28 protein-coding genes are annotated in these 25,428 nt (G+C 50.4%); 20 read left to right on the plus strand and 8 right to left on the minus strand.

Translation table 11 applies throughout. The features are described from left to right. Positions 1 to 3 precede the first annotated feature (3 nt). From FP815_05940 to FP815_05965, 6 genes are all read right to left on the minus strand, one after another. Positions 4 to 1,128 (minus strand): flagellar basal body P-ring protein FlgI, encoded by a 1,125-nt coding sequence (locus FP815_05940; GenBank protein ID MBA3014479.1) that lies wholly within the window; start codon positions 1,126 to 1,128, stop codon positions 4 to 6. A 169-nt stretch (positions 1,129 to 1,297) separates the two neighbouring features. Continuing rightward, complete coding sequence (locus FP815_05945) at positions 1,298 to 1,990, minus strand: flagellar basal body L-ring protein FlgH (GenBank protein ID MBA3014480.1); 693 nt, start codon at positions 1,988 to 1,990, stop codon at positions 1,298 to 1,300. Between the two features lie 42 nt (positions 1,991 to 2,032). Further along, entirely contained in the window at positions 2,033 to 2,815 is a 783-nt protein-coding gene (flgA, locus tag FP815_05950; protein ID MBA3014481.1) for a flagellar basal body P-ring formation protein FlgA, read from the minus strand. A 60-nt stretch (positions 2,816 to 2,875) separates the two neighbouring features. Beyond that, positions 2,876 to 3,658 (minus strand): flagellar basal-body rod protein FlgG, encoded by a 783-nt coding sequence (gene flgG, locus FP815_05955; GenBank protein ID MBA3014482.1) that lies wholly within the window; start codon positions 3,656 to 3,658, stop codon positions 2,876 to 2,878. A gap of 84 nt (positions 3,659 to 3,742) precedes the next feature. After that, positions 3,743 to 4,471, minus strand: a complete 729-nt coding sequence (gene flgF, locus FP815_05960) for a flagellar basal-body rod protein FlgF (GenBank protein ID MBA3014483.1) — start codon at positions 4,469 to 4,471, stop codon at positions 3,743 to 3,745. Between the two features lie 449 nt (positions 4,472 to 4,920). Continuing rightward, complete coding sequence (locus FP815_05965; protein ID MBA3014484.1) at positions 4,921 to 5,223, minus strand: FhlB domain-containing protein; 303 nt, start codon at positions 5,221 to 5,223, stop codon at positions 4,921 to 4,923. Between the two features lie 225 nt (positions 5,224 to 5,448). On the opposite strand from FP815_05965, the gene queC reads away from it, so the two are divergent. The 4 genes from queC (at position 5,449) to nadA (ending at position 9,416) form a co-directional block, all read left to right on the plus strand. After that, entirely contained in the window at positions 5,449 to 6,180 is a 732-nt protein-coding gene (queC, locus tag FP815_05970; protein ID MBA3014485.1) for a 7-cyano-7-deazaguanine synthase QueC, read from the plus strand. Positions 6,181 to 6,217: 37 nt separating this feature from the next. Then, a complete protein-coding gene (gene nagZ, locus FP815_05975; GenBank protein ID MBA3014486.1) occupies positions 6,218 to 7,183 on the plus strand; it encodes a beta-N-acetylhexosaminidase in 966 nt (321 codons plus the stop codon). A gap of 371 nt (positions 7,184 to 7,554) precedes the next feature. Next, the gene (locus FP815_05980) at positions 7,555 to 8,088 is read left to right on the plus strand and encodes an HPF/RaiA family ribosome-associated protein (protein ID MBA3014487.1); all 534 of its coding nucleotides are present in this window, start codon (positions 7,555 to 7,557) and stop codon (positions 8,086 to 8,088) included. Positions 8,089 to 8,321: 233 nt separating this feature from the next. Next, positions 8,322 to 9,416, plus strand: a complete 1,095-nt coding sequence (nadA, locus tag FP815_05985) for a quinolinate synthase NadA (protein ID MBA3014488.1) — start codon at positions 8,322 to 8,324, stop codon at positions 9,414 to 9,416. Between the two features lie 136 nt (positions 9,417 to 9,552). On the opposite strand, the gene FP815_05990 is transcribed toward nadA, so the two are convergent. Then, positions 9,553 to 10,227 carry a serine/threonine protein phosphatase gene (locus FP815_05990; protein MBA3014489.1) on the minus strand — a complete coding sequence of 225 codons (675 nt, stop codon included), beginning with the start codon at positions 10,225 to 10,227 and terminating at the stop codon, positions 9,553 to 9,555. A 19-nt stretch (positions 10,228 to 10,246) separates the two neighbouring features. Next, positions 10,247 to 12,520 carry a tetratricopeptide repeat protein gene (locus tag FP815_05995; GenBank protein ID MBA3014490.1) on the minus strand — a complete coding sequence of 758 codons (2,274 nt, stop codon included), beginning with the start codon at positions 12,518 to 12,520 and terminating at the stop codon, positions 10,247 to 10,249. Between the two features lie 389 nt (positions 12,521 to 12,909). Between FP815_05995 and FP815_06000 the strand changes: the two genes are divergently transcribed. The 16 genes from FP815_06000 to FP815_06075 form a co-directional block, all read left to right on the plus strand. Then, positions 12,910 to 13,524, plus strand: a complete 615-nt coding sequence (locus tag FP815_06000) for a polysaccharide export protein (GenBank protein ID MBA3014491.1) — start codon at positions 12,910 to 12,912, stop codon at positions 13,522 to 13,524. A 54-nt stretch (positions 13,525 to 13,578) separates the two neighbouring features. Continuing rightward, positions 13,579 to 15,060 carry an outer membrane beta-barrel protein gene (locus tag FP815_06005; protein ID MBA3014492.1) on the plus strand — a complete coding sequence of 494 codons (1,482 nt, stop codon included), beginning with the start codon at positions 13,579 to 13,581 and terminating at the stop codon, positions 15,058 to 15,060. 17 nt (positions 15,061 to 15,077) lie between these two features. Further along, positions 15,078 to 16,691 (plus strand): hypothetical protein, encoded by a 1,614-nt coding sequence (locus FP815_06010; GenBank protein MBA3014493.1) that lies wholly within the window; start codon positions 15,078 to 15,080, stop codon positions 16,689 to 16,691. A gap of 330 nt (positions 16,692 to 17,021) precedes the next feature. Then, on the plus strand, positions 17,022 to 18,041 hold the full coding sequence (locus FP815_06015; GenBank protein MBA3014494.1) for an AAA family ATPase: 1,020 nt from the start codon (positions 17,022 to 17,024) through the stop codon (positions 18,039 to 18,041). A gap of 60 nt (positions 18,042 to 18,101) precedes the next feature. Next, a complete protein-coding gene (locus FP815_06020; GenBank protein MBA3014495.1) occupies positions 18,102 to 19,037 on the plus strand; it encodes a CpsD/CapB family tyrosine-protein kinase in 936 nt (311 codons plus the stop codon). A gap of 247 nt (positions 19,038 to 19,284) precedes the next feature. Then, a complete protein-coding gene (locus tag FP815_06025; protein MBA3014496.1) occupies positions 19,285 to 20,724 on the plus strand; it encodes a TIGR03013 family PEP-CTERM/XrtA system glycosyltransferase in 1,440 nt (479 codons plus the stop codon). A gap of 380 nt (positions 20,725 to 21,104) precedes the next feature. Continuing rightward, complete coding sequence (locus FP815_06030) at positions 21,105 to 21,299, plus strand: DUF2281 domain-containing protein (GenBank protein ID MBA3014497.1); 195 nt, start codon at positions 21,105 to 21,107, stop codon at positions 21,297 to 21,299. Further along, positions 21,277 to 21,624, plus strand: a complete 348-nt coding sequence (locus FP815_06035; protein MBA3014498.1) for a type II toxin-antitoxin system PemK/MazF family toxin — start codon at positions 21,277 to 21,279, stop codon at positions 21,622 to 21,624. The genes FP815_06030 and FP815_06035 overlap by 23 nt, the downstream gene beginning before the upstream one ends. Before the next feature lie 73 nt (positions 21,625 to 21,697). After that, a complete protein-coding gene (locus FP815_06040; protein MBA3014499.1) occupies positions 21,698 to 22,513 on the plus strand; it encodes a DUF3473 domain-containing protein in 816 nt (271 codons plus the stop codon). A 44-nt stretch (positions 22,514 to 22,557) separates the two neighbouring features. Next, on the plus strand, positions 22,558 to 22,866 hold the full coding sequence (locus FP815_06045; GenBank protein ID MBA3014500.1) for a GNAT family N-acetyltransferase: 309 nt from the start codon (positions 22,558 to 22,560) through the stop codon (positions 22,864 to 22,866). Positions 22,867 to 23,104: 238 nt separating this feature from the next. Continuing rightward, a complete protein-coding gene (locus FP815_06050) occupies positions 23,105 to 23,524 on the plus strand; it encodes a nucleotidyltransferase (protein ID MBA3014501.1) in 420 nt (139 codons plus the stop codon). Next, positions 23,524 to 23,856: a nucleotidyltransferase domain-containing protein gene (locus FP815_06055; GenBank protein ID MBA3014502.1), complete on the plus strand. Its 333-nt coding sequence runs from the start codon at positions 23,524 to 23,526 to the stop codon at positions 23,854 to 23,856. Before FP815_06050 ends, FP815_06055 begins: the two co-directional genes overlap by 1 nt. Positions 23,857 to 23,865: 9 nt before the next feature. Continuing rightward, positions 23,866 to 24,051 (plus strand): hypothetical protein, encoded by a 186-nt coding sequence (locus FP815_06060; protein MBA3014503.1) that lies wholly within the window; start codon positions 23,866 to 23,868, stop codon positions 24,049 to 24,051. An 87-nt stretch (positions 24,052 to 24,138) separates the two neighbouring features. Beyond that, positions 24,139 to 24,552, plus strand: a complete 414-nt coding sequence (locus FP815_06065; protein ID MBA3014504.1) for a HEPN domain-containing protein — start codon at positions 24,139 to 24,141, stop codon at positions 24,550 to 24,552. Continuing rightward, positions 24,522 to 24,839: a nucleotidyltransferase domain-containing protein gene (locus FP815_06070; GenBank protein MBA3014505.1), complete on the plus strand. Its 318-nt coding sequence runs from the start codon at positions 24,522 to 24,524 to the stop codon at positions 24,837 to 24,839. The genes FP815_06065 and FP815_06070 overlap by 31 nt, the downstream gene beginning before the upstream one ends. Before the next feature lie 77 nt (positions 24,840 to 24,916). Next, positions 24,917 to 25,428: polysaccharide deacetylase family protein (locus FP815_06075; protein MBA3014506.1), on the plus strand; the 512-nt coding region annotated here is incomplete at its 3' end.

The following is a 25,428-nucleotide window of genomic DNA, read 5'->3' on the forward strand; positions in this document are numbered from 1 at the left end:
GTCTTAAATAATTGTCAGTTCTGCCTGCAGGGCGCCTGCAGCTTTGATCGCCTGAAAAATGGCAATCAGGTCGCGCGGGGCGGCCCCTACCGAATTTAGGGCGCGAACCAGTTCCGCTAGGGTTACTCCCGGAGAGAGCTTGACGAGTTTGTTGGTTTGAGGGGCACCACTTTTGGCGGCGATCTCTTCGGTGATTTTGCGGACCATGTCATCGGTTAACGGTTGCCCCATCAAGTTGGCACCGACGGCCTGAGCGGGGTCAGCTGATATCTGGATGTTCAGCGCGCCATGGGAGAGGGCCAGTTGGCCGATGCGGACGTTCTCTCCCATGACGATGGTGCCAGTCCGTTCATCAACCACCACTTTGGCGATGGAGTCCGGATCGACTTCAAGATTCTCTAAGGCCGCCAGGAGTGAGATCTCCTGTTCTTGGTAATCGCTAGGCACAGTGACCGAAACCGTGGCGCCATCAACTGTTTTGGCGAATGAGCTGCCAAGAACGTTATTTATGGCTTTGGCCAGACGGGAAACGGTTGTAAAGTCAGGAGAGTTCAGGCTGAAGATAATCGTATTCTTGCCGCCAAAGGAGACAGGGACTTCTTTTTCGACGGTGGCTCCTTCTGGAATTCGGGCAACGGTTAAGTGGTTGTCCTGGCCGCCGGCAGGAGTAGCGCCTGTGCCTTTAAAGCCGCCAATGCTGACCGGGCCTTGGGCAATAGCGTAGATTTGGTCGTCAAGACCTTTCAACGGGGTAGCCACCAGGGTTCCTCCCTGTAAGGAAGATGCATCTCCGAGAGAGGAGAGGGTGACATCGATAGTCTGTCCAGTCTTAATGAAGGGGGGGAGGGTGGCTGTGATCATCACCCCGGCCACATTTTTCACCTTGAGATCGTTTTCGTTGACCGTCATCCCGATATGTTTGAGCATGTTGGCAAGCCCTTGAGTGGTAAAGGCGGACTTGTTGCCATCGCCGGTGCCATTTAAGCCCACCACCAGGCCGTATCCTACCAGCTGGTTGTCCCGCACGCCTTTGACCGAGGCCAAGTCCTTGACTCGGACTGCCCAGGCTGAGGAGGCGCTCCAGATGATCAGAGTGGTGATGATGGCAAGTCTTGTTATGATGTGCATGGAGGCTCCTTTGTCCTGATAGGTATGGTGCTAACGTGTATGAGCAATAGGCGTACCAGGAATTGTTTTTTTTGATATTTATCTTTAAAAACGTGATGTTATATTGTTTCTGAAGGGTATGTATGTTTTCAGGCGGGCAAAATGTGCCTAGTCGAGCAGCTCGCCGCTCTTAAAACGGCCAAACGACATCAAGGACGTTTGTCAGCCATCCCGGCTGTTGTTTGGAAGCCAAGGCGCCGGTGCCTGAGTATTCGATTCTGGCATCGGCGATATGAGAGGACAGTATCGAGTTGTCTTGTGAAATGTCGGTGGGTCTGACCATGCCCGAAATGATAATGTGCTGAGTTTCGTTGTTGATCCGAATTTCCCGGTAACCTTGAATTAACAGGTTTCCATCCATAGTGACATCGATTACCTTGGCGGAAATGGTGGCGGTGACCGTGCTGTCACGTTTGGTTTCACCTTTGCCCTGGAAACTGTTGGCCATGTCCGCATTCAAGCTGGTGAGTGAAGGGGTATGTGTGCCGCCTTTGGTCAAGAGGGACTGCTCGAAGCCGAAGAGCGACGAGATGCCGCCGGTCAGGCTCGAGTCCCTTGAGGTCTTGGTCTCGGCGGTCTTTTTGCCGCTGGAAGTTTCAACGATTTTCACCAGCACGATGTCGCCGATCTGGCGGGCGCGGTTATCCTGGTAAAGATTTTTGGACTTGGCCGAATAGATCGCCCCTTCACTTGGTTGGGGAATTTTTTCTTCCATCATCGGCAGGCTATTACGCTCCGGCATGACGGGTGGAGCCGTTGCTGTCCTGGTAACGCAGCCAGTGAGAGCTGTTAGAAAGATAAGCAAGAGGGCTGGTCGTTTCATAGGGAACTCCTTGTGTGTCAGTTGTCAGGCATTACCTGATTATTAAAGATCGACCTGTACCGTATCTGCACCGATGACTCGAGCATAGATTTCTCGTCGGCTCATCAGGTTTTTTACTTTGATTAGATCTCCTTTGGCTCCGGCGCTTTGGACTCGGCCAGGCACAGAGATGGCAAGTGTCCCGCTGGCGGCTTGGATAGAGACGATGTCCCCCCGTTTGACGGTTTCCGGACTCTTCAGAAAGCGGCGATAGAGGACGGCCCCTGGTTGCAGGGTTGTCTTGAGTTCCTGACCAAGGACTTGCTCTGCATCGTCCGCAAGGTCCGGGCCGAGCATGGTAATGTTTCTGCGTACCCGTTCTACATCACCGGCTTCGATGATCGTGCGGCGGGAGAGAGTTTTTGTGGAGCAAACCACATTGCCATAGAGTTCGATCTTGCCGCTCAGCATCACTTGTTCTTTGGCTACGCCGGCTATTATTATGTTGACCACGATTGTTTTTCTGCCCAGTTGTTTGGGTTGGGTCTGGGAGACAACCTGGAACTCTTGGATGCCGGGAGGGAGGGTGATTGATTCAGGGTTTGCGGTAAAATTTGCGATCTCGATATCACCTGCAGGGAGAACACTGTTGCTGGTGGTGAGTTCGGTGAAGATGGCCAGGAGTTCCTTGGTCCCCAAGGTGGTCATTTCAGGAGCGGCCCAGGCTTGAAGCGCAACCAGGATAAAGGCTGTAGTGGCAGCGAGTATCCTCAGCGGGGCAATGAGAGATTGCCCCGGGCGGTGGGAGCGCCTGCTCGGTTTGGTTGGCATGTTGGCTGTGATCATGATTGGATACCGGTTACATCAAAGACGTTATGAAACGGTTCAGAGGATTCGCCTTATAGTCTACCGCTTCAGGCTGTTGGCGATTTCCAGCAATTGGTCGGCGGTGGTGATCGCCCTGGAGTTGACCTCGTAGGCCCGCTGAGTGACGATCAAGTTGACCATCTCTTCAGTGACATTGACATTGGAGGTCTCAATGAAACGTTGGGCTAAGGTGCCGAGTCCGCTGCTTCCCGGGTTGGCCTCCGTAGGGGCGCCTGAAGCGTCGGTTTCTACGTAGAGATTACTGCCCAGGCTCTTGAGTCCTGCCGGATTGATGAAAGAGTGGAGGGTGAGTTGCACCGATCCTAAGGTTTGCTGGTCCTGGTCTTGGGCCACCAGTAAGCCGTTTTTGTCGATATTGAGAGAGGTGGCGCCGTTGGGAATGGCAAATTCCGGCTGCAGCCGGTCACCATTGGCGGTGACGACATAGCCCTCGGCATCGCGTTTGAAACTGCCGTCACGGGTGTAGTAGGGATTGCCATCGCGGATAATCTGAAAGAAACCATCGCCTTCAATGGCCATGTCCAGATCGTTGCCGGTTTCAGTGAAATCTCCTTGGGTGAAGATCTTCTGAGTGGCGGTGACCCGGGTGCCGAGTCCGACCTGGACGCCGGTGGGAACCATGGCGCCACCGACGGTCTCTGCGCCCACCGAGCGCATGGATTGATACATCAGATCTTCGAATTGGGTTCGACTTCGCTTGAACCCGCCGGTGTTGACGTTGGCCAGGTTGTTGGAAATGACATCCAGCTGAGTCTGCTGGCCGTTCATGCCGGTTCTGGCGGTGTATAAAGCGCGAATCATGATGATCTCCTTGGGGAAATTATTATAAGGCGGGGGGCCTGTTGTTCTTTTGTGCCGAGAGGGAAAGCGTCATTCTTGAGGGCATTATGTCAATTTGCCGACTCGTGATGTTGACTGCTGATCTATCTCGTCGCTTGTCTGAATAGCTTTCTGTTGGCTTTGGTAGGCCCGTTGCAGATCAATCATTTCCGTCATTTGGGAGACGATATTGACGTTGGCCCCTTCAAGGTATCCCTGCTTGATATCAGGGGTCTCTATCGGTTGCTCTTGCGCTGCGCCTTCTTTGGGGCGGAAGAGGTTGGCGCCCTCTTTTTCCAGGGTGTTAAGGTCTGGAAAGGTGGCGAGGGAGAGGCGGTTGATTTGTTGGCCATTGGCGCTTATCAGGCCATCGCGCCCTACTTGGACGTTTTGATCGGTGAGCACAATGGGGCCGCCCTCGCCGAGGACCAGATTGCCGTCAAAGGTGCTGAGTTGGCCTTGGCTGTTTAAGGTGAAATTGCCGTTTCTGGTGTAACGGACCCCGGAAGGGGTCTGGATTTTAAAAAAGCCGTCGCCGCTGATGGCGAAATCAAGCGGGTTGTCTGTTTGCTTGGCGCTGCCTTGCTCGTGATTAGTCAAGAGTTTCAGTGCCTTGCCAACTCTTGGCCGGTGATCGGCCGCCGTGAACATCATCTCCCAGAAGGTGATGTCCTCTTTTTTGTAGCCAGCGGTATCTACGTTGGCGAGATTATTAGCAATCTGGTCCATTCGGCGTTCTTGGGCCAGCATGGTCTCAGTGCCTTCAGTCATACCCAGTCTGTTTTGTATATACACGGGAGGTCTCCTGTTGAGGTGAGTTAGTCAGGGGAGTTTGCAACTAGCATGCCATTAAAAAGAGAGGGGTAGGGGCAGAGATTGCTTGGCGGTTATTTGAAGTTGTGGTAGAGAGCGGATCTTTTAGGGTCTAAGGGACTTGGAAAATACCGATATACCATTTATCAGCTTAAGCATCCCGTCAGTCCGGTTCGGAGGGAGGGGCGGAGCAAACCAATGTTCCGTTCCTACCCCTATAGCTAAATTCCTGGATACCAGCTAGGAGCATGCTGGTATGACGGCAAAAGGAATGTGGTATTTTAAGAAATTCCAAGTCCCTAAGGGGTGTTGGGGTAATGAATCGGATTAGTTTGACTCAGGGTCTGTGTCGTGTTTCCGGAGATGGCACTGCCAGATAGGGGTGGAGGATAGGAAGGAGAGTGGCGGAAAAAATTACCTAGCGGGAGGTTTCAGCGTTTCGGCGGGGTATAGCTTTGATTGGTGCGGTACACGAAGGCCAGGATTTCTGCCACCAGGACATAGGTTTCCGCGGGGATTTCCTGATTCAGGTTGAGGTGGGAGAGAATTTCGACGAGATCTGCGTTGGCTTGGATGGGGATGCCATGCTCTTTGGCGAGGGTGATAATCTTATCGGCTAGTACCCCTGTGCCTTTGCCGACCAGTCGAGGGGCAGCATCCTGCTGTTGATCGTATTTGATGGCAACGGCTTTTTTTTGAGGCTTTGTCTTGCTGGACGTTTTTTTTTGAGGCATAGTGAAACTCGTGAGCAGAGGGGAATCTGTAAGGTTGTGCCTCAGCACTATCAATAGTAATGAGTAATATGAGATTTGGTGAGCCTTTGCAACCGCCATTTTGGGTAAAGGTTCACCTTAATCGCTTAGGGACACAATAGGTAATTAATATACCATCAAAACGTAGTTCCATTCTGTCATGACTGCAAGATGTTGTCGGGAGTGACGATCATGATACCACGCAATATGAGTGACAACCAACCGAAGGCCGTGATTCTGTTAAGTGGCGGCCTTGATTCGACAACGGTCCTGGCCATGGCCAAACAGCAGGGGTATCGCTGTTATTGCTTAAGCTTTGCCTATGGACAGCGGCAGTCCATCGAGCTTGAACGGGCGAGAGAGAATGCGGCCCGCTACCAGGCTGAGCAGCATCTGGTGCTGGAGATAGGTCTAGGGGCAATTGGCGGTTCTGCCCTGACTGCAGACATCCCGGTGCCTAAGAATGTAAGGGCAGGTCATGATAGGCCCCTAAGGTCGGAAGCTATTCCTGTTACCTATGTTCCTGGCCGAAATACGATTTTTTTGGCCTATGCCATGGCATGGGCCGAAGTGCTTGGCGCGTGGGATATCTTTATCGGGGTCAATGCCATGGACTATAGCGGATACCCAGACTGTCGCCCGGAGTATCTGGATGCATTCGCTCGTCTGGCCGATCTCGGGACCAAGGCCGGGGTCCTCGGCAGAGGAAAATTTGTTATTCATGCTCCGCTCCTGCGGATGAGCAAGCGGGAGATCGTGCAAACTGGCATGGCCTTGGGCGTTGATTATCAGAGGACGCATAGTTGTTATGATCCCAGCCCGGAAGGTCTGGCTTGCGGGGTTTGTGATTCATGTCAGCTGCGCCGGAAAGGGTTTGTGGAGGCAGGATTGGAAGATCCTGCCCCGTATCAGAAAAATCAGGGAGGTGTTTGTGGGTGATGCAATAGATCAGCGGCCAGGCCCAGGCCATCTGTTAATGATTGGTATTCCAGGGTTTGAGCTTGATGATTCGACCCGGGCCTTGATTTGTGAGGATGGCGTTCATAATTTTATTTTATTCCGGCGAAATGTCAGTGACCGGCAGCAGTTGTCTCTCCTGTGTCGGCAATTGCGAGAGACGTGTGTTCGGCAGGGATTGCCCCGTCCCTTGATTGCCATTGATCAGGAGGGTGGGCAGGTGGCCCGTTTACCTCCGCCTTTTACTCTTTTTGATGAGCCTCGTTCCCTGGCCGAGAGTTCCGATTGTCAAGCACGCCTCCTTCACTATGCCGTTACCTGTGCGGAGGAGCTGATTTCGGTTGGAATCAACTTCAATCTGGCCCCGGTCTTAGATGTGTGCCCTGTTGGAAAGGGATTGTTCATGGAGCGCCGTTGTCTGGGGGATGATCCTCAGCGGGTGGCAGAGCTTGGTGCTCTCGTGGTCGGGGGATTGCAGTCGGCAGGTGTCGCAGCCTGTGCCAAGCATTTTCCAGGGTTGGGTTCGGCGCTGCTTGATCCGCACTTGGATCTTCCGGTCGTTGACTTGTCGGTCGAGCGATTGATGGCACATGATTTGGTACCTTTTGTTGAGGCAATTGATGCTGGAGTGGCCGCGGTGATGACTTCCCATGCCGTGTATTCGGCCATGGACGGGTCTTTACCTGGGACGTTGTCCCGCCGTGTGATTCATGAGGTGTTGCGGGAGCGATGCGGGTATGATGGGTTGATCATTACCGATGATATGGAGATGGGGGCGATAGAAAAGTTTATGGCGTTTCCGGATGCAGTGGTCAAGGCCTTTCTTGCCGGCGCTGATTTGGTACTGATCTGCCATGATCATCAGAAGATTCGTAATGCCTTGACGTCGTTGGGGAAAATTTTGAGTGATGGGACAGAAGAACGAGCCAGGGTGAAGGACTCATTACGGAGGCAGGATGCCATCCTGGCTCGGATTGCCGGGTAAGAGTATTTGATTTTTAATCCATGTTGAGAAACAAACTGGTAAACACTGATACCTTTGTGTATTATTAAAGAAAATGGGTCACTATCCAGGTTGATGGTGATCAGTTAGCGGTTTACGGTTAACAGACATCACAGATGTCATGAATCATTCTATGTTGCTGATTCTGTGAGTGGTCAGCCATTATGTAGAAATCACTAACCGTTAACTGACAACCGTAAACCGGGAAGCTGAGCAGTTACGAGTTGTTTTTGTGTGAATGTGATGCAGTGCCGCGTTGCGGTAGGGGCTGAGGGTGTCTGCCCTGTGGTGCGCCGGTGTCGCTGTGAAGACAGAGCGCCGGTGCTTGTTGATAACATCAATGGAGGGTTTCTATGGAGCTTCAAGTAGAAGGCCGAAATGTCGAGATCAGAAAGTCTTGGCAAGAAAAGATTGACGAAGAAAAGGCCCGGCTCGACCGTCACCACCCAGGATTGGTGCACAATCTGCGGGTCACTGTTCTTGGAACGGCCTCCCATAAGGAGGGTGGCTATGAACTTCAGGTGGTGGCTTCCGTGCCCAACGATACCGTGGTGGTGAAGAGGAAGGGGGAGAACATCAAGGCGGTGCTCGGTGATGCCTTCGATACCTTGGGCTTACAGCTGAAGGAGCTGCAGCGTAAGCGTCGTCAGACGGTTAAGGTTGGTGATAGCGCCCAGGAGAGTGGTATTATTGAGGGGGTAGTGAAGAAATTGGTGCCCCATGAGTCATACGGATTCATTACTGCCCTGGACGGTCGGGAGGTTTATTTTCATGAGAATGCCCTGAAGGATCTGAAGATGGATCAGATGAACGAGGGAGACATCGTGAAGTTTGGCGAGTCTGATGGCGATAAGGGGCCATGCGCCTCATGGGTTAGATCCGTGTAGACGCTTCTTTGTAAGACAGTAATATTTATCACGAGCCCACAGGGGGAACCTCTGTGGGCTCCTATTTTTGGCACAGTCATATTTTGATGGCGTCGCAAAAAGCCCGATCTACTGCGTTGCAGCGCACTTTTGCTTAGCCATCCCGTGACTTTTTGCAAGACCATCATATTTTGTGTGTTACCAGAAAAAATACCGGCGCGTTTGCCCGGAAGGACAGTGTGAGGCGGTAACCTATGCAACCAGTGAATCAAGTCGATATCGGCCCTGAGTACCGTGAGGAAAGGGAAGAGGTTTTAGCCGCCAGGATTGCGGCTAAAAAGCGTGAGTTGGGAGATGATCTACTTATCCTTTGTCACCATTATCAACAGGACGCAATTTTTACCTTTGCCCATGAGACTGGCGATTCGCTCAAGCTCGCCAAAAAGGCGGCTGAAGCCGATGGCAAGCGTTTTATTGTGTTCTGCGGGGTGCATTTCATGGCCGAGTCGGCAGATATACTGACCTCAGATCGTCAAGTCGTTATTCTGCCTGATCTGACCGCCGGTTGCTCTATGGCGGACATGGCAAGCAGGCAAGGCGTTGAGGAGGCCTGGCAGGAGTTGGCGTCTGTAACCGATACCAAGTTGATTACCCCGGTGACCTACGTGAATTCCTCGGCCAGGTTGAAGGCCTTTGTCGGGGAGCAGGGTGGGTCGGTCTGCACCTCTTCAAATGCTGAACGTGTACTGACCTGGGCTTTGGGGCGCGGGGAAAAGGTATTTTTCTTTCCGGATGAGCATCTTGGCCGTAATTCAGCCCATGCGTTGGGCATTCCTGCTGAAGAAATTGTGCTGTGGCGCCGGGAGGAGCCTTTGGGCGGCAATACTGCGGAGGCCCTCAGGAAGGCCAAAGTTATTCTCTGGGACGGCTACTGCACGGTACATATGCAGTTTTCTGAAGCTCAGATCAGGACGCTGCGCCAGGAAGACCCGAAGGTTAAGGTGATTGTCCATCCTGAGTGCCGCCAAGAGGTGGTGCTGGCGGCAGACCAGTATGGGTCCACTGAGATGATTATCAGAGCAGTGGCCGACTCGCCAGTTGGATCCAGTTGGGCGGTGGGGACTGAGGTCAATCTGGTGAAGCGTCTGGCGCAGCAGTATCCGGATAAGAAGATTCGGTCGGTCTCACCGGTGGAGTGTCTGTGCTCGACCATGTACCGGATTGATCCAGCCCATCTGTTGTGGACGCTTGATCATCTGGCCGCAGGGCGGGTGGTCAATCAGATTACGGTTGACGAGGCGACAGCGCTGCAAGCCAAAAAGGCCTTGGATCGGATGCTGACGATTTGAGATGGAGTGAGGGCTTGGTGAAGTGTAAGTGTCATGGCCCTTCGGCTCCGCTTAAGGAACGAAGCAATACCATAACATCGTTCCCTGAGCGGAGCCGAAGGGCACGCGTATATTGCAGTGTTCCCCCTCTAGTCAATTAAGCTCCTAATGATTCTCCTGGAGGCCAGAACTGGTCGCTGCTCACTTGAATGAACTCAAGGTCCGGCAGAACAAGGCAGGTGAGCTGGCCACCGTAGACAGCGCCAGTGTCGATTCCGATTCGGTGATGCTCGATTCGGGGCTCATTGAGAGGGGTGTGGCCATAGATCACCGGTTTGCCGAAATCGTAGTCACTGGCAAAAAATTCATCTCTGGCCCAGAGTAACCAGGACTTTGGCTGCAGGGCTAGGGGACGCGACGGCATCAGTCCGGCGTGGACGTAAATGGCATCTTTATTTTGCCAGAACGGTAGAAGATAGCGGAAAAAATCTTCGTGCTCCTGTGGGAGGATCAGTCGCTCGCGGCTGTGAGGATTGAGGCCGTAGCTTACCAGAGTCTGGGCTCCGCCAACGGCAAGAAAAGGAGACTCAGCCCTACCCTCCATAAAGTTTAGCAGCATCTGCTCATGGTTGCCCAGGAGGGTGATCACCGGGAGTTTTTTGCGGATTGCCAAGATCATCTCGACCACCTGGCGTGACTCTGGTCCACGGTCGATGTAGTCCCCGAGAAAGACCACAGTGTCATCTCCGGATACAGGAGAGATTTTACTCCACAACTCCTTGAAGGCCTGGTAGCAGCCGTGGATGTCTCCGATCACGTATGTTTTTGCCATGATAGATGGTGAGAGCAGGCTATCTTATGGTATCGAGCAATGCTTTGGCCGCGTCTTTTTCTGGAAAATTTGGCGAGTGTAACGCTTTATTTAATGCTTCCCGAGCTTGATCAAGCTTGCCATCCCCTTTTAAGGCCATGGCCATGTGATAATTGAAGGTTGGATTCTGAGGCTCGGCGTCAAGGGCCTGTTGAAACTGACTTGCCGCCAGGCTGTATGATTTTCGTTGGAGATGGATGAATCCCAAGGTGTCGCTGACGCTGGCCTCTTCCGGCAGTTCGCTCTTGGCGACCATGGCCAGGCGAAGGGCCTCTCCCTGGTCAGCTTGTGGGTCTTGGCTCATCAGCCAAGCCAGATTGTTGGCGGCAACACCGAGCTTGGGGTTGATTTCTAAGGCCTGGCGGTAGGATTGTTGGGCTGCTGCACTGTCACCGCTCTGCTCCTGTAAGGTGCCTAATGCCATGATGGCGGGAACAAATTTCGGTTGGGTCTTGAGGAGATTTTGATACTCGCTGATCGCCTCTTGGGCGCGGTTGGTGACGACCATGATCTTGGCAATCTGCATCGAGGGTTGGGGAGCGTCGGGGGTAAGTTTCTGGACAGACTGTAGGGTCGTGATGGCTTCGGGGTAGAGTTTTTGTTCAGCCTGCAGGGTGCCAAGAAGCATTAAGTGGCCTGGGGTGTTTGGTGCGGCTTCCACCTGTTGCGCTACCCGCTCCAGAGCGCTGGCCTGATCTTTATTTTGGATGAGGATGGCCACAAGTATGGCCAAGGCCTGGCTGTGATCGGGGTTCAACTTGAGAATGCTCTCGAGATCATCCTTGGCTGTATCTGTTTGTTTGAGCGCAAGGGCGCAACGAGCCCTGTTGAGTAGGACCTCCGAGTTGTTGGGCAAAGTCTTTCCCATCTCGGAGTAGAGCTTGAAGGCTTTTTTGTAGTCTTTCGAGCCATAGAGGCTCTGGCCAATGATAATAGCCGCCCGGAAATTATTAGGTCTTAATCGCAAGGCTATGCCCGCTTCTTTGCCAGCGTTTTCGAAGTCATTGTTCAGTAATAGATGCTGGGCCATGAGTGCGTGGGCGTCAGAGTTGTTTGGTGATAGGCGCACTGCCTCGGTTGCCGCTTTTTGGGAGAGTTCGAACTCTCTTAAATCCAGATGGGCGAGGCCCTTCTGGTAGTATGCTTCGCCCCATTCCGGTTGTTCTTTGATCAGGGGGTCCAGGAGGGCCAGGGCCTCTTGTTGCTTGTCGTCTCTGATCAATAACTTGGCCTGGACCAGGTTGGCTCGGCCATGTTTGGGGTTGGCTTTAAGAATCGTATCGACTTCGGCCTTGGCCTTGTCATAGAGCTGGCGATCAAAATAGAGGTCAGCGAGCATCGCTTGGACATTCGTTGGTTGGGCCGATTTGCCAAGGGCTTCCTTGAGTTGTGCCTCGGCTTCGTCGTATTTTCGCTGTTGTTTGTAGATGTCGGCCTGGAGGAGATTGAAGTCCGGATTTTTTGGGTCTTTCTCGATGCCTTGGGCAATGATCTCTTGCGCCTTGTCGGCACTGTTGTTCTGCAGGTAGAACGAGGCTAAGGAGAAATAGGGGCCTGCGGAGGCGGGAAATTTATCCTTCATGGCCTTGAGCTGCGTTTCGGCCTGATCTGTCTGTTTGCGGCTGATATAAAAGCTGGCCAAGGCCTGATGGAAGGAGATGTTGTCCGGTTCAAGTTCGATAGCCTTGCGCAAGGCCTGCTCCGCCTCATCCAGTTTGTCGAGAGCAGCGTAGACCTTGGCGCGGGTCAGGTAGAGTCTGGCCATGTCCGGTGATTGGGCGATGGCATCGTTGATCGCCTTGTCGGCCTCATCAAGCTTTTTGTCGGTAAGGTCGAGATTGGCCTTAAGCGCCAGTCCTTCGGTATGGGCAGGATCTTTTGCCAGTAGATTATTCAACTGTTCGCGACTCTTTTCCGGTTGCCGGGCGAGGAAGAGGATTTCAGCGCTCTTGAGCAAGGCATCCAGGTTGTCGGGGTTGAGGGTGGCGGCACGGGTCAACTCGTTTAAGGCGTTGGCCGGTTCCTGGGTTTCGAGGTAGAGGAGGCCAAGCTGATAGCGGGCCTCAGCGTATTTGGGATCAATCTGGATGGCGTTTTTGAATTCCAGGACAGCGGCTTTGGGGTTGTCTTGTTTGACATACTCCATGCCCTTGTCGAAATGGGTAACTTTTTCTTTCTCTTTGTCTTTACAGCCGGTGAGCAGGGAAAAGAGAATGAGGAGACTACAGAGAAAGGGAAGGTATTTTTTCGACAATGTCGTACTCCTGTAATTGGTTGATTCTTGAAAGGTGGAATGAATTTTGGGTGGCCCGAAAAAATTAAGCAAGAGCTAGTTTAGGTTTTTAATATGTCAGATGGGCAGTAAAAAAACAACAGGTTTGTTTGGTTGCACTTCTGTGGCAGAGGGCGTGTTAAAAAATGTTAACCCGGTATATTTTATTGCAAAAAAAAGAAATCCCACCTAGGCTATAATACGGTGGTGCTAGGCGTCCATGCTTTTTGGGGTGTTAAGGGAAGCTTGCTTCAGAAGAGGTGGGCATGTCTCGTAGAATTTTAGTTAGGTTAGAGACCATCAAGAATGTTGTGACTGGGCATGGTAGTGGAGTGTGGTGAGCGTGACGCTGAAAATGAGGAGACGATATCATGGTTAGATTGGCACAAGTGGCGTTGAGAGGGTTGTTTGGGGTTGGGATTTTTTTTATCCTCTTGTCGTTGGTATGGGTGGGAGAAGCTTTGGCAGGTGAGGGAAGCCCCGCATCCGGTGGTGAGGCTCAATCCGAGTATGTTATCGGTCTTGGCGATCAGCTGCAGATAATGGTATGGAAGGAGCCAGAGCTTGCTCAGTCCATGTCGGTTCGTATTGATGGTCGGATATCGCTGCCGTTAGTTGGTGATGTGGAAGCGGCAGGTAAGACGATCCGTGAATTGAAGAAAGTACTGGAAGAAAAATACGGGGCTGTGATCGCCGAGCCGGCAGTGTCGGTGATGCTGGTTCAGAGCAAGAGCTGGCGGTACTATATTATCGGCCAGATCAAGCAACCTGGTGAATTTCCTATTGATTTTCCTATCACCGTGCTTCAGGCTTTAGCCAAGAGCGGCGGTTTTCTGGAGTGGGCCAAGACTGATCGGATCTCAATTGTTCGGCATGAGGGTGGAAAAGAGACTATTGTCCCCTTCAATTATGAGGCCTTGGTCAATGGCCAGAATCTGCCGCAGAACGCTCTGGTTAAGCCGGGCGATACCATTATCGTGCCATGATTTAGTGCTGGTGGCTTGCCGTGAACTACATCTATTTTTCAGGATAAGCGAATCATGAAAATGAATGCTTACATGTTTCGAGTTGTTATGGTCCAAAGAGTTGGAGTTGTTGCCTTGGTTGTGGCATTGAATACAATTGTTACGCCGGAGTATTCCATTGCCCGGCAGAATATTTTGACCGGTGCTATGGCGGTTGGTTCCAACTACGACTCCAATGTGTATAAATCTGATAATTATCGAAAAGGGGAATGGAAGAGTCTGCTGGCTCCTCAGTTTACCCTTACTTCCAAAGGGTTGACTGATAGCTTGGCTCTGACTTATGCCCCTAACTTTGGCTACAATTTTCGCCGTGAAGATGATGAGATGGTCCATGCTTTGTCATTGCTTGCCGACAAGGGGCTGTCGTCTCGGTGGCGGGTAAAGGTGAACGGTGATTATACCAATAGTGATACCTTGCGCTTTGAGACAGATCAAAAGAACTTGAATGTTACACAGAATTTTATTCGAGCGGATGCACCGACCCAGGCCGATATTGTCCGAATATTGTTTCCGGAGTTGTCCTGGGACCCGACCATTCATTTGGGTTATGTTGTTTCTCAGTTTCAAAAGCGTTATGACGCCGTAAGTGCTTCAGAACGACAACAGGTTGATCGATTGTTGTTTGAGGGTAGTGGTGGCAGGCAACGGTATTGGACGTCATCAATGGCTGTAGTCTCAGAGTATGAGTTTGCCGAAAAGAGTCTTTTGTCCTTAGGTTATCGTTTTGCCAGCCAGGATAGCAAGAGCGGTAACTTGACCGATCATGTCGAGCAGGCGCCAAGTGTTTTGATCGCTTATCAGTTTAACCCTCAGTGGCGTGCGGAATTGGGGTATGATCTGACCTTTAACACCTATGACACTTCGGACGACAGCACTGCCAATCGCCCCCATCTGCAGGTAGACTTTCAGATCTCCCCCAGGAATCTGGTGTTTTGGAATTATACCTACCAGCAGATTATCTTCGATGGGACTCAGAGTGACATCACGGACCAGAGTGTCGATCTTGGTTGGAAACATAGTTTTGATCAGCGGACGGCGCTTACGGCAGGCCTTGGCACTGCGTATTTAAGTCGCGATCTTTCGGTAGATGAACGCGAGTATAGTTTGGATCTTGGTTTGAGCCGAACCTTTGAAAAAGGGGTCCTTGCCGTAACTGGTAATGTGGTTACTGCCGAGGATGACCAGGTTGGGGGATGGGATAAGTCTCGGCGTTCATGGGAACTTGGCAGCAATATGAGCTACGCGTTGAGACAGAATTTATCGTCAAACGGCCACGTTTCCTATGGACAGTGGCGTTCTTGGTCATTGAACACCCAGAACAACTATGATCAGCTTCAGGCAGGCGCGGGGTTGAGTTATGGTTTGAATCGTTGGTTCACTCTGTCTCTTGATTATAATTACTCTTTGTTTGACACGGCCGAGGCTTTATTGGATGATTACACTGAACATTTGGTTTCGATCAAGCTTTTAGCCGCTAAGGAATTGTGGCGCTGGTAGGGCAATAAGGAGCAGGAATGGAACAGCAGCAAAGGCAACAGATAAAAAAATATATTGATCTGATCGTCCGGCGGAACAGGATTATTATCTCATGTGCTTTGGTGGGGATTGTCATCGGTCTTGGTGTCTATCTCAAGATGCCGAAGGTTTACGAGTCGACGGCCCTGTTGATTTATCAGCGGGCCAAGATTGATTCCGGTAATAAAGCGACATTACGGCCAGGGGATGTCGCTACCGAGATTCAGGAGATGGTTGCGACCTTGAGTCAACAGGTCACCAGTCGGACCAGTTTGGAGGCAATGGTAAAGCAATTTAGTCTCTATCCGGAGATGTTACAGAAGTTGCCCATGGAGGATGTGGTTGACCTGATGCGGAAGAGGGACATCTCTATTAATGTTGGCAGTAAGGGGCAAGGGGATGTTTTTAGAGTATCCTATGCTGGAAGCAATCCTAAAAAGGTTTCCCAAGTGGCTAATGCCCTAGCCGCTCGTTTTATTGAAGAGAATTTACGCTATCGGGAGGAGAGAGCATCGGAGACCTCGGCCTATGTCGGGGATGAGTTGGAGCTTTCCAAAAAGAATCTCGACCAAAAAGAAGAGATCATGCGGGATTATAAGTTGAAGTATTATAATGAGATGCCGCAACAGTTCGATGCCAACTCGGCCCGTTTGATCGCCCTGCAGACCCAATTTCAAAGTAACCGGAACAGTATCCAGGACTTAGCGCGAACTAAGGTACTGATTCAAGAGCAGATCACTCTCCGTAAGGAGGCTTTGTCGCAGATGAATTATATATCGTCACGGCAGGGAGAAGCGGTGAAGCAGAACGGAGCTATGGTTGGAGGCCCGCTTGCTGAATTGGCCCAGGCTCGGCAGCAATTAGCGGATCTTCAGCTCCGCTATACCGAGACCCACCCTGAGGTAAAGCGGATGCAAAAGAAAGTGACCGCACTGGAAGAGAGCTCGGCCGGATTGGCGCAAGGAGCAGGAACTGAGGCGGCCGGTGGGACTGGTGTCAGCCAAGGGGCTATGATCCGTGACAATCAAATTGATGAGTTGATTCTGCAATTCAAAAAAGTAGATCTGGACATCATGAGTTTGAATCAAGAAAGTGAGGGGCTCAAGAAACAGATAGCTCAATATGAACAGTGGTTGAGCATGACGCCGGTTAGAGAGGCGGAGTGGACTGCCTTGACCCGTGATTATCAGCAATTGAGTGAAAATTATCAAAAGCTTGTTGCCAGGAATCTGGATGCCGGGGCTGCGGAAAGCCTGGAGCGTCGGCAAAAGGGAAGTCAATTCAAGATTGTTGACTCGGCGTACCTGCCGGAGAAACCAACCCGTCCGGATTTTAAGAAGATCATGCTCATGGCCTTGGGGGTGGGAGTGGGTGTAGGTTGCGCCCTTGCCTTTCTGCTTGAGATGCGAGACTCTTCGTTTCGGGATGTCTCAGAAATTGAATCCTATCTGCAGCTACCAGTTGTGTGCGCTATTCCCCTGGTTGAAAATGATATGGATATCAGGGCCAAACGACGCAAGGCTATCCTTTGGTGGACGCTGGTAGCGGTGTTGCTGCTTGGTATCCTGGGGGGGATGGCCTACCTCTACAAGACAGGTCGGATTATTGTCTGATGCGCCGTAACTGCTTAGAAGGTTTTCGGTTTGCGGTTGACAGTTGACGGGGAGTGATCCTATCAATAGCGGATGGCACACTAATATCAAGTATCATAAGATGAATCATAGCTAGTTGATTCTTTTGACCGTGACAATCTCGCAAAAAGTCCGGGGATGGCTAAGCAAAAGGTGCGATATACAAGGCGCGAGGTGTGTTTTGTGAGTGAGGCCATACATATGGTATGCCGAACGAGCAAAACCGCCACGCAACGCAGTAGATCGGACTTTTTGCGACGCCATCAACTGTAAACCGGTAACTGAGCACCGCTAACCTAGGTAGTTACCTTTATGTATGAAAATTACTACGGACTGACCAGTAAAGCCTTTGACTTGATCCCTGACCCGGACAAAGTTTACATGAGCGAGGCTCACGAGGAGGCCTTGGCGATTCTTCGTTACGGGGTAATCGACCGTAAGGGATTTCTGTTGTTGACCGGTGGGGTCGGTACCGGAAAGACGACTCTGCTGCAACTTCTGGTAAAATCGTTAGACGCCAAGGTGCATCTTTGCTTGATCGCCAACCCCACCCTCTCCCTCAACGATTTTTATTACTATCTGGCAGCTAAATACGGTCTGCGTGAGTATGAGGGTAACAAGGCGAAATTTCTGCTCGATTTTGCCGATTTTCTTAAGCAATGCCGCGAGAACAAGGAACGGGTTCTTCTGATTATTGATGAAGCCCATGTCCTTCCGGTGGAGCTTCTGGAGGAGATTCGGCTGCTTTCGAACCAGGAGTATCAAGATTTCGGGGTGATGAGTGTTTTTTTGGTTGGCCAGCCGGAGTTGAATGAGCGATTGGGTGATGCGCGACTTTTGCCCCTACGGCAACGGATTGGCATCCGGTTTCACCTCCAGCCGTTTGCTGAAGAGGAAACGAAACGCTACATTCTCTTTCGCCTTGCTAAAGCCGGGGTTCAACGGGGGGATATCTTTAGTGACAATGCGATCCGTCTTATTCATACCGAAGGACATGGGGTGCCCCGTTTAATCAATGTGCTCTGCGATCAGGCAATGCTTGCCGGTTTTGCAGAAGGAAAGCCGGTGATTGATGTCGCCATTATCAGGGATTGTGTGCGGGAGATTCGTATACCAGGGGAGCAGATGTCTTTTTCCCCCTCAACGACTGTGGGGGTACCCTTGGTGGCGGAAAAGCCTAAACGTTCCGGTTTGTACCTTTGGGTGATTGCAGGACTTATTATCTTCATGGCAGGGGGCGCAGGCGCTCTTTATCTGTTTGAGCCGGAGATGTGCTTTAACTGGCTACAGCAGTTTGGGGATTTAAGGGAAATCCTGAATTTTGGAAGGTAGTAATATGAAGAACTAACGTGTTGGCTTGGGTCATGAAAGTATAATTATTGGAGAGCATGCGTGGGAAAAGTATTTAAGGCGTTACATAAAGCGCTGGGGGATGAGCACCAGGACAGTGTCCCTGTGAGCGAAAGAATGGCGCATGAGGAAGTGCATTTGCCTGGGGAGAGATCATCGGAGTCAGCAGCCACAACTGTTGAGCCACATATCCCAGCAGTAAAAGCACAGGAGGGCCACGCTCATGTTACGCCGTCTCATCAGGCAATTACTGGAGTTGATGGCTGGGATGAGAAATTGAAGGCCTTCTCTGAACCTTTTTCCCCCTTGGCAGAGAATTTCAGGCTTCTGCGGACGCAGATACTCCACCCTCCCTCGGGTAGCCCGTTGCGAAAGATTTTAATCACCAGCACTGTCCCTGGAGTCGGCAAGAGCTTTGTTTGCGCGAATCTCGGAGTCTCCTTGGCCCAAGGCCTTGATCAACATGCATTGATGGTTGATTGCGATCTCAGACGATCGCGGCTGGCCACTCTCTTTAACGTCAACGGGACGAGAGGGTTGGTCAATTATCTCCAGCAAGGGGAAGATCTTGGTGGGTTAATCGTCAAGACCGGGATGCGAAAGCTCTCGCTTATTCCTAGCGGACCAAGGCCTGCGAACCCTGCCGAGCTTTTGGGGTCTGCCAAAGTCGAGGCGATGTTTGCAGAGTTGGAAAGTCGTTATGATGATCGATTCATTCTTATCGATACCCCTCCCTCAGTGGTGGCCTCGGAAACGGCAGTTTTAGCCAAGCATGTGGATGGGGTTATTCTTGTCGTGCGTTGGGGGATGGGGGATAGGGAAACAATCAAGCAATTGGTGGAATCGTTAGGAGCTGAAAAGATCATTGGTGTTGTCTTTAATGGTTACCAGGCGAATAAGCTGAGTGCCAAGATGTCGGGTTACGATGAGTACGGTTACTATGCCGCGGGTTATGCCGAATACTCAACCAAAGGATGATACAGGAACAGAGAGCTTAATCTATCAGCTACACTTGGCGAGGGCTTTGGCTTAATGCCTTTGACTTAAGGGACTCAGCAATTAATGATATACTGTTTGCCAAGTCTCGAATCATCCATCATATTTTTAGCTGGCATCTAGCGAGGAGCATGGATGACAGCATAGCTAGACAGCATTTTTATAATTCCTAAGTGCCATAGGTCTATTTGGCATTTTATGCAGGCATGACATTTCGGGTTGCCTGTTCATGGGCATTTTCCTTGTTAGGACCAGGAAAGGCCCCAATTCTGCTATCAACGCAATGCCATATATCTCAGGTAAATATTATCCGGTTCGGCGGATCGTTTTTTTTCTCACTGAAGGGGTATTGATCTTTTCGGCGCTGGTGTTGATGCATTTGGTCTTTTTGGGCCAAGAGCAGTTTATCGACGCGGTTACTGTCAGCGTATTGCGGTCCGGCTTAGTCGCGGTAATTTTTCAGCTCAGTCTGTATTTTTTTGATCTGTATGATTTGAATGTCTACTCTTCGTTTGCCGATACGGCTACTCGGATGACTCAGGCCTTCGGTTTTGGTTGTATAGTGTTGTCCGGGCTGTATTATTTGTTTCCCGTAGTGATCATCCCCCTCAGTATTTTTTGGGCCGGTTATTTTGTTATCTGTGGAGCCTTGGCTGCCTGGCGGTTTTTTTATGTGATTGCCTTGGGGCGCCGTTTTTTTGCCCAACCCATTATTATATTGGGGTGTGGGGACTTGGCCGGATGCATTGTTCATGAGGTCGTGGATAGCCTTGATTCGGGGTATAAGATTGTCGCCATCGTCGGGGGGGGAGAACCACAGTATGATCTGCACCGGATCCCGTTTTTTCGATTGGGTGAACGGAAGCTTGATGATTTATGTGGTGAGTATCAAGCGGAGATGGTGATCGTGGCGCTTGAGGATAGGCGTGGGACCATGCCTGTCGAAGAGTTGATTGAGTGTAAGCTAGACGGCGTCGACATTGAGGCTGGCATTGGATTTTATGAGGAGCTTGCCAGTAAGCTGATGGTGGAAAAGGTCAATCCTGACTGGATTATTTTTTCGCAAGGGTTTACTATTGGTCGTATGAATAAAGTCGGAAAGCGGTTTTTTGATTTGGCGCTTTCTGCTGTAGGTTTGATTCTGGCGAGTCCATTGATGTTGCTCAGTGCCATTGTCATCAAACTCGAATCGCCTGGGGCGATATTTTACACCCAAGATCGGGTCGGCGAGCGTGGAGAGACATTTCAGGTAATCAAGTTTCGTTCAATGTGTCAGGATGCCGAGAAAGACGGGGCTGTCTGGGCCAAAAAAAATGATAGTCGGGTGACCAGATTCGGCAACTTGATCCGAAAACTCCGGATTGATGAGATCCCGCAGCTGTTTAATGTGTTGAAGGGGGAGATGAGTCTAGTCGGACCCCGGCCAGAGCGCCCTGTGTTTGTTAAGGAGTTGGCAAAGAAGATTCCTTACTACGCACTTCGCCACAACATTAAACCAGGCGTAACCGGTTGGGCTCAGGTCTGTTATCCCTATGGGGCCTCCGAAGAAGACGCCTTACGTAAATTAGAGTATGATCTGTATTACTTAAAGAATTTGTCTCTGATTATGGACCTGTGGATTGTTTTTAAAACGGTGAAGACAGTTTTGTTTCAGAAGGGGGCCCGGTAGTTCTTCTTTGGCACATTTGTTCTGAAACTGTGCATATACGTATTTTCTCGTCATACTATGCTTTCAGCCGGAACCCAGACCACTGTGACGCACTGGACCCCAGCTAAAATCATCTCCGTCAAGCGAGGAATGAACTGAGTGCTGGGGTGACGAAATGTTGGGTGAGGTGTCCATTTGTCGTTAATCAGATAAAGTACTCGACAGTCAAAAGTTCTCTCGTCATGCCGGGCTTGACCCGGCATCCAGAAAACGTAACTAATTAAAATAAAACCTGATTCTAGCTTTAGTAGATGTAGCGTGAGCAACATGTTTTTTGTTGCGCACGCGGGTCAAAATTTTGGTGATTGTTTACGAATTCATCAAATTTAAGGAATCCGACAATGAATACGGCAGAAATTATTTATAATCAGGTAAAAACATTACCAGAATCTATGGCCAGAGAGGTGCTTGATTTTGTCGGATACCTTAAGGGGAAACAGGAGTATCCAAGGCCTGATGATTTAATGCTGGCTCAAGAGAGTGTGTTATTACACATCTGGGACAATACCGAGGATGAGGTATGGAAGGATGTTTGAGACTGGAAGTATTGTGCTGATACCGTTTCCATTCTCTGATCTGAAAAGTAGCAAGAAGCGTCCCATTTTAATGCGTACCGTTCCTGACAGCAATGGTGATTTTATCGCCTTGGCCGTGACTTCAAAGGGCTATCATCCGGGTGCAGTAGAGTTGACTGCAGAATGTTTACAGTTCGGCACATTACCCTGCCAGAGTTGGATCCGAACTGAAAAGGTTTTCACACTGGCACAAAGTCTGATAGTGAAAATCGCGGGCAAAGTAAAGGGTGAAATTATCGAACAAGCGATAACAGGACTATGTGATAGTCTGGGAGATAAGCAATGATGATCGTGGGTGCTTCCCTGGGTATCTTACTCTACCACCTTGCAGGGTTTTTCTGTTGATGCACTCACAGCCAATAATAAATTATCTTACAATCGATGTTGAAGACTACTATCAGGTGTCGGCCTTTGACGATGTTGTTGATCCTGCCGCCTGGGATGGTATGCCGTCCAGGGTCGAGCGTAATACTCAGGTCATTCTTGATATCCTTGATGGGCATCAGGTCAAGGCGACCTTTTTCATCGTCGGGTGGATCGCCGAACGGTATCCAGCCTTGGTGCAAAGTATTGTCGATCGCGGCCATGATATTGGGTGTCATAGTTATCGCCACCGCCGGATCTATACCTTAACGCCGCAAGAGTTTCGAGAAGACACCAAAAAGGCGAAAGATATCCTGGAGGCAATCAGTGGCCGTGAAGTTGTAAGCTACCGGGCGCCAAGTTACTCCATTACCAGGAAATCCCTTTGGGCACTGGACATCTTGGAAGAACTTGGTTTTAAGTATGACTCAAGCATTTTTCCGATCCGGCATGATATCTACGGCATCCCCGACGCACCGCGTTTTAAGTACAAGCTGCCGGACCATGAGATGATAGAATTTCCCATTTCAACAGCCAAGGTCTTTGGCCGTAACATCCCGGCGGCAGGAGGTGGTTATTTTAGACTTTTTCCCTATTGGCTGACCAAGATTTTGTTGACGAAGATCAATAGAGATGAGCAACAACCCTTTGTTTTTTATCTGCATCCCTGGGAGGTTGATCCAGGGCAACCAAGAATTCATGCCGCAAAGCCCTTGTCAAAATTTCGGCACTATAACAATTTAAATAAGACCGCTATTCGCTTTGATCGGTTATTGTGTGATTTTTTGTTCGCTCCCTTGGCATGTTGCTAAAGAAAGAGGTTCGTTCTCCCTTTGCCGTTTCTGGTTGATCTTGAATGAAGATTAGTTCCAATATGCGGGATCTTGGCTCCCTAGTCCACGCCAAGGGTTGGATTAAGGTGTTCGTGGATCATTACGGCGATGCTGCGCGGATGGGTCTAATTCATAAAGATGATAAAGTGATAGAGTGCGGAATTATTCTGATGACCGGCAAGCGGGTTTGTATCCCTTGGGCTTCAACTCTGCGTGAATACAATACCTTGTATCTCAACATGCTTCTCAACTGGAACTTTTTGAAGTATGCTGCGGACTCAGGGCATGATTACTTTGACTTTGGTCGTTCGACCCTAGCAGAAGGGACATAAAAATTTAAGGCCCAGTGGGGGGCCGAGTCTCAGGCATTGTATTGGCATACCGTGCATCTTGCTGGCCAGCCTGCAAAAAGTGCCAATGGGGTATGTACATCATCCAACGGCAAACGCGAGCACTTGGCAGCTCTCTGGGCATGGCTCCCACTCTGGGTAGCAAATTTCTTGGGATCAGGCTTGCTGCGTCATATCAGTCTGTGAGTTTTATGACATCAATCCGCCGGAGAGTGAACCTATGACGGAAGACGTTCGCTGGCAACAGCGGTTCAATAATTTCAACAAGGCCTTTCATGAACTCGAGGAAAGCATTGACCTTGCCGGTCAACGACCGCTCTCCAAACTGGAAAAGCAGGGGGTTATTCAGGGCTTTGAATACACTCACGAGCTCGCGTGGAATCTCCTGAAAGACTACCTCGAATACCAAGGGCATGTGGGACTGATCGGCTCCCGCGACACGACGCGTGAGGCTTTCAAGCGGGGGCTCATCGGGAACGGTGAGATCTGGATGGAGATGATCACCTCCCGCAACCTGACCTCCCACGCCTACGACCAAGACATTGCAGACAAAGTTTACGCAGCGGTATTCTCCCGTTTCTTCCAGGAATTCCAGGCGCTCTCTGCTGAATTCTCCCAGCGCTGTGTCCAGGCGGAGTGATGGAGTTCGGTCTTTCGGAAAACGTTTGCGCCATTATTCGTGCGGTTTTGGCACGTTACCCCGTCATCGAACAGGCAATCATGTATGGCTCCCGTGCGAAAGGAACCTACAAGAATGGCTCGGACATCGACCTGACCCTCGTAGGAGACAGGCTGGACTACCAGACCCTAGTCTCGGTGGCCTCGGAGCTTGATAACTCTGACATCCCGCATACCGTTGATCTGTCGATTTTGGCACAGATAGAGAATCCCGTGTTGTGCGCACGCATTGTCCGGGTGGGTAAGGTATTTTATCAGCGTGGCAGCATGGTTGATAGGTTCAGAAACGTTTGATGAGTTGGGATGGCAAGTGAAGAAAATCAGGAGATATGTACGCTGGATACCAGCGAGAACCATGTTGCCAAGACGGCAAATATCAGAGACTTGGAATTTATTAAAGTACCATCTTCCTGTTGCCGTCATACCAGCATGCCCCTAGCTGGTATCCAGAAATTGAGCTGGATTCCGGCTAGAACCATGCTGGAATGACGAGATGCGATAGCTTGATAAACGGTATATCAGTATTTTCCAAGTCCCGCAACGGCACTTTTCTTAAAGGACTATTCACTTACGGCCATGACAGGCAAGAAAGAAATCGACATCGGCAAGACTATTGTCTATTGGCTCGAAAGCGCAATATACGATATGGATACAGGTTCGTCACTTATGCGTTCCAGGCGATATCCGTATGCCCTTTTTTTTGGGCATCTTGCCCTAGAAAAGCTTCTCAAGGCTCTAGTTGTTAAGCATACAGGCGACCATGCGCCGTTTTCGCATTCACTTATTATCCTTGCAGGGCGCACAGGGCTTGATTTGCCCGAGGCAATATTGGATCAACTGGCCGAATTTATGGAATTTCACACAGAGGCGCGGTATCCGGATGTAAAGATGGAATTTTATCAGAAATGTACGCCGGAATTCGCAAGAGATAAATTTCGCGCAATCAAAAAGGTCTATGTATGGTTACGGAAAAAGTCAGGGATATCGTGAGAAGATTTATAGCAGTCATTGAGGCGAAAGGGATCCACGTTGATAAGGTTTTCGTCTATGGCTCGGTGGCGCGGGGAAAACAAACAGCAGACAGCGATCTCGATGTGGCTATTGTGTCATCTGATTTCGGTAAAAATCGATACAGCGAGGGCGCTATGCTCAATAAACTCGCCTGGCGAATCGATTTTCGGTTGCATCCCGTGCCGCTCGCTACCGAATCTTATGAGCGTGACACTTGGATTCCTCTGGTTCATGAAATCCGGGCGAACGGCATCTTGATTGCTTAACCTGACTATTATTTCGGCACTATTTGTGGCCGCGTATATTATGATATCTTACAATCGATGTTGAAGACTACTATCAGGTGTCGGCCTTTGACGATGTTGTCGATCCTGCCGCCTGGGATGGTATGCCGTCCAGGGTCGAGCGTAATACTCAAGTTATTCTTGATATCCTTGATGGGCATCAGGTCAAGGCAACCTTTTTCATTGTCGGCTGGATAGCCGAACGTTATCCAGCCTTGGTACAAAGTATTGTCAATGGCGGCCATGATATTGGGTGCCATAGTTATCGCCACCGCCGGATATATACCTTAACGCCGCAAGAATTTCGAGAAGACACCAAAAAGGCGAAAGATATCCTGGAGGCAATCAGTGGCCGTGAAATTGTAAGCTACCGGGCGCCAAGTTACTCCATCACCAGAAAATCCCTCTGGGCACTGGACATCTTGGAAGAACTTGGTTTTAAGTATGATTCAAGTATTTTCCCGATCCGGCATGATATCTACGGTATCCCGGATGCCCCGCGTTTTAAGTACAAGCTGCCGGACCATGAGATGATAGAATTTCCCATTTCAACAGCCAAGGTCTTTGGCCG

This window comes from Desulfobulbaceae bacterium (assembly GCA_013792005.1).
GTDB lineage: Bacteria > Desulfobacterota > Desulfobulbia > Desulfobulbales > VMSU01 > VMSU01.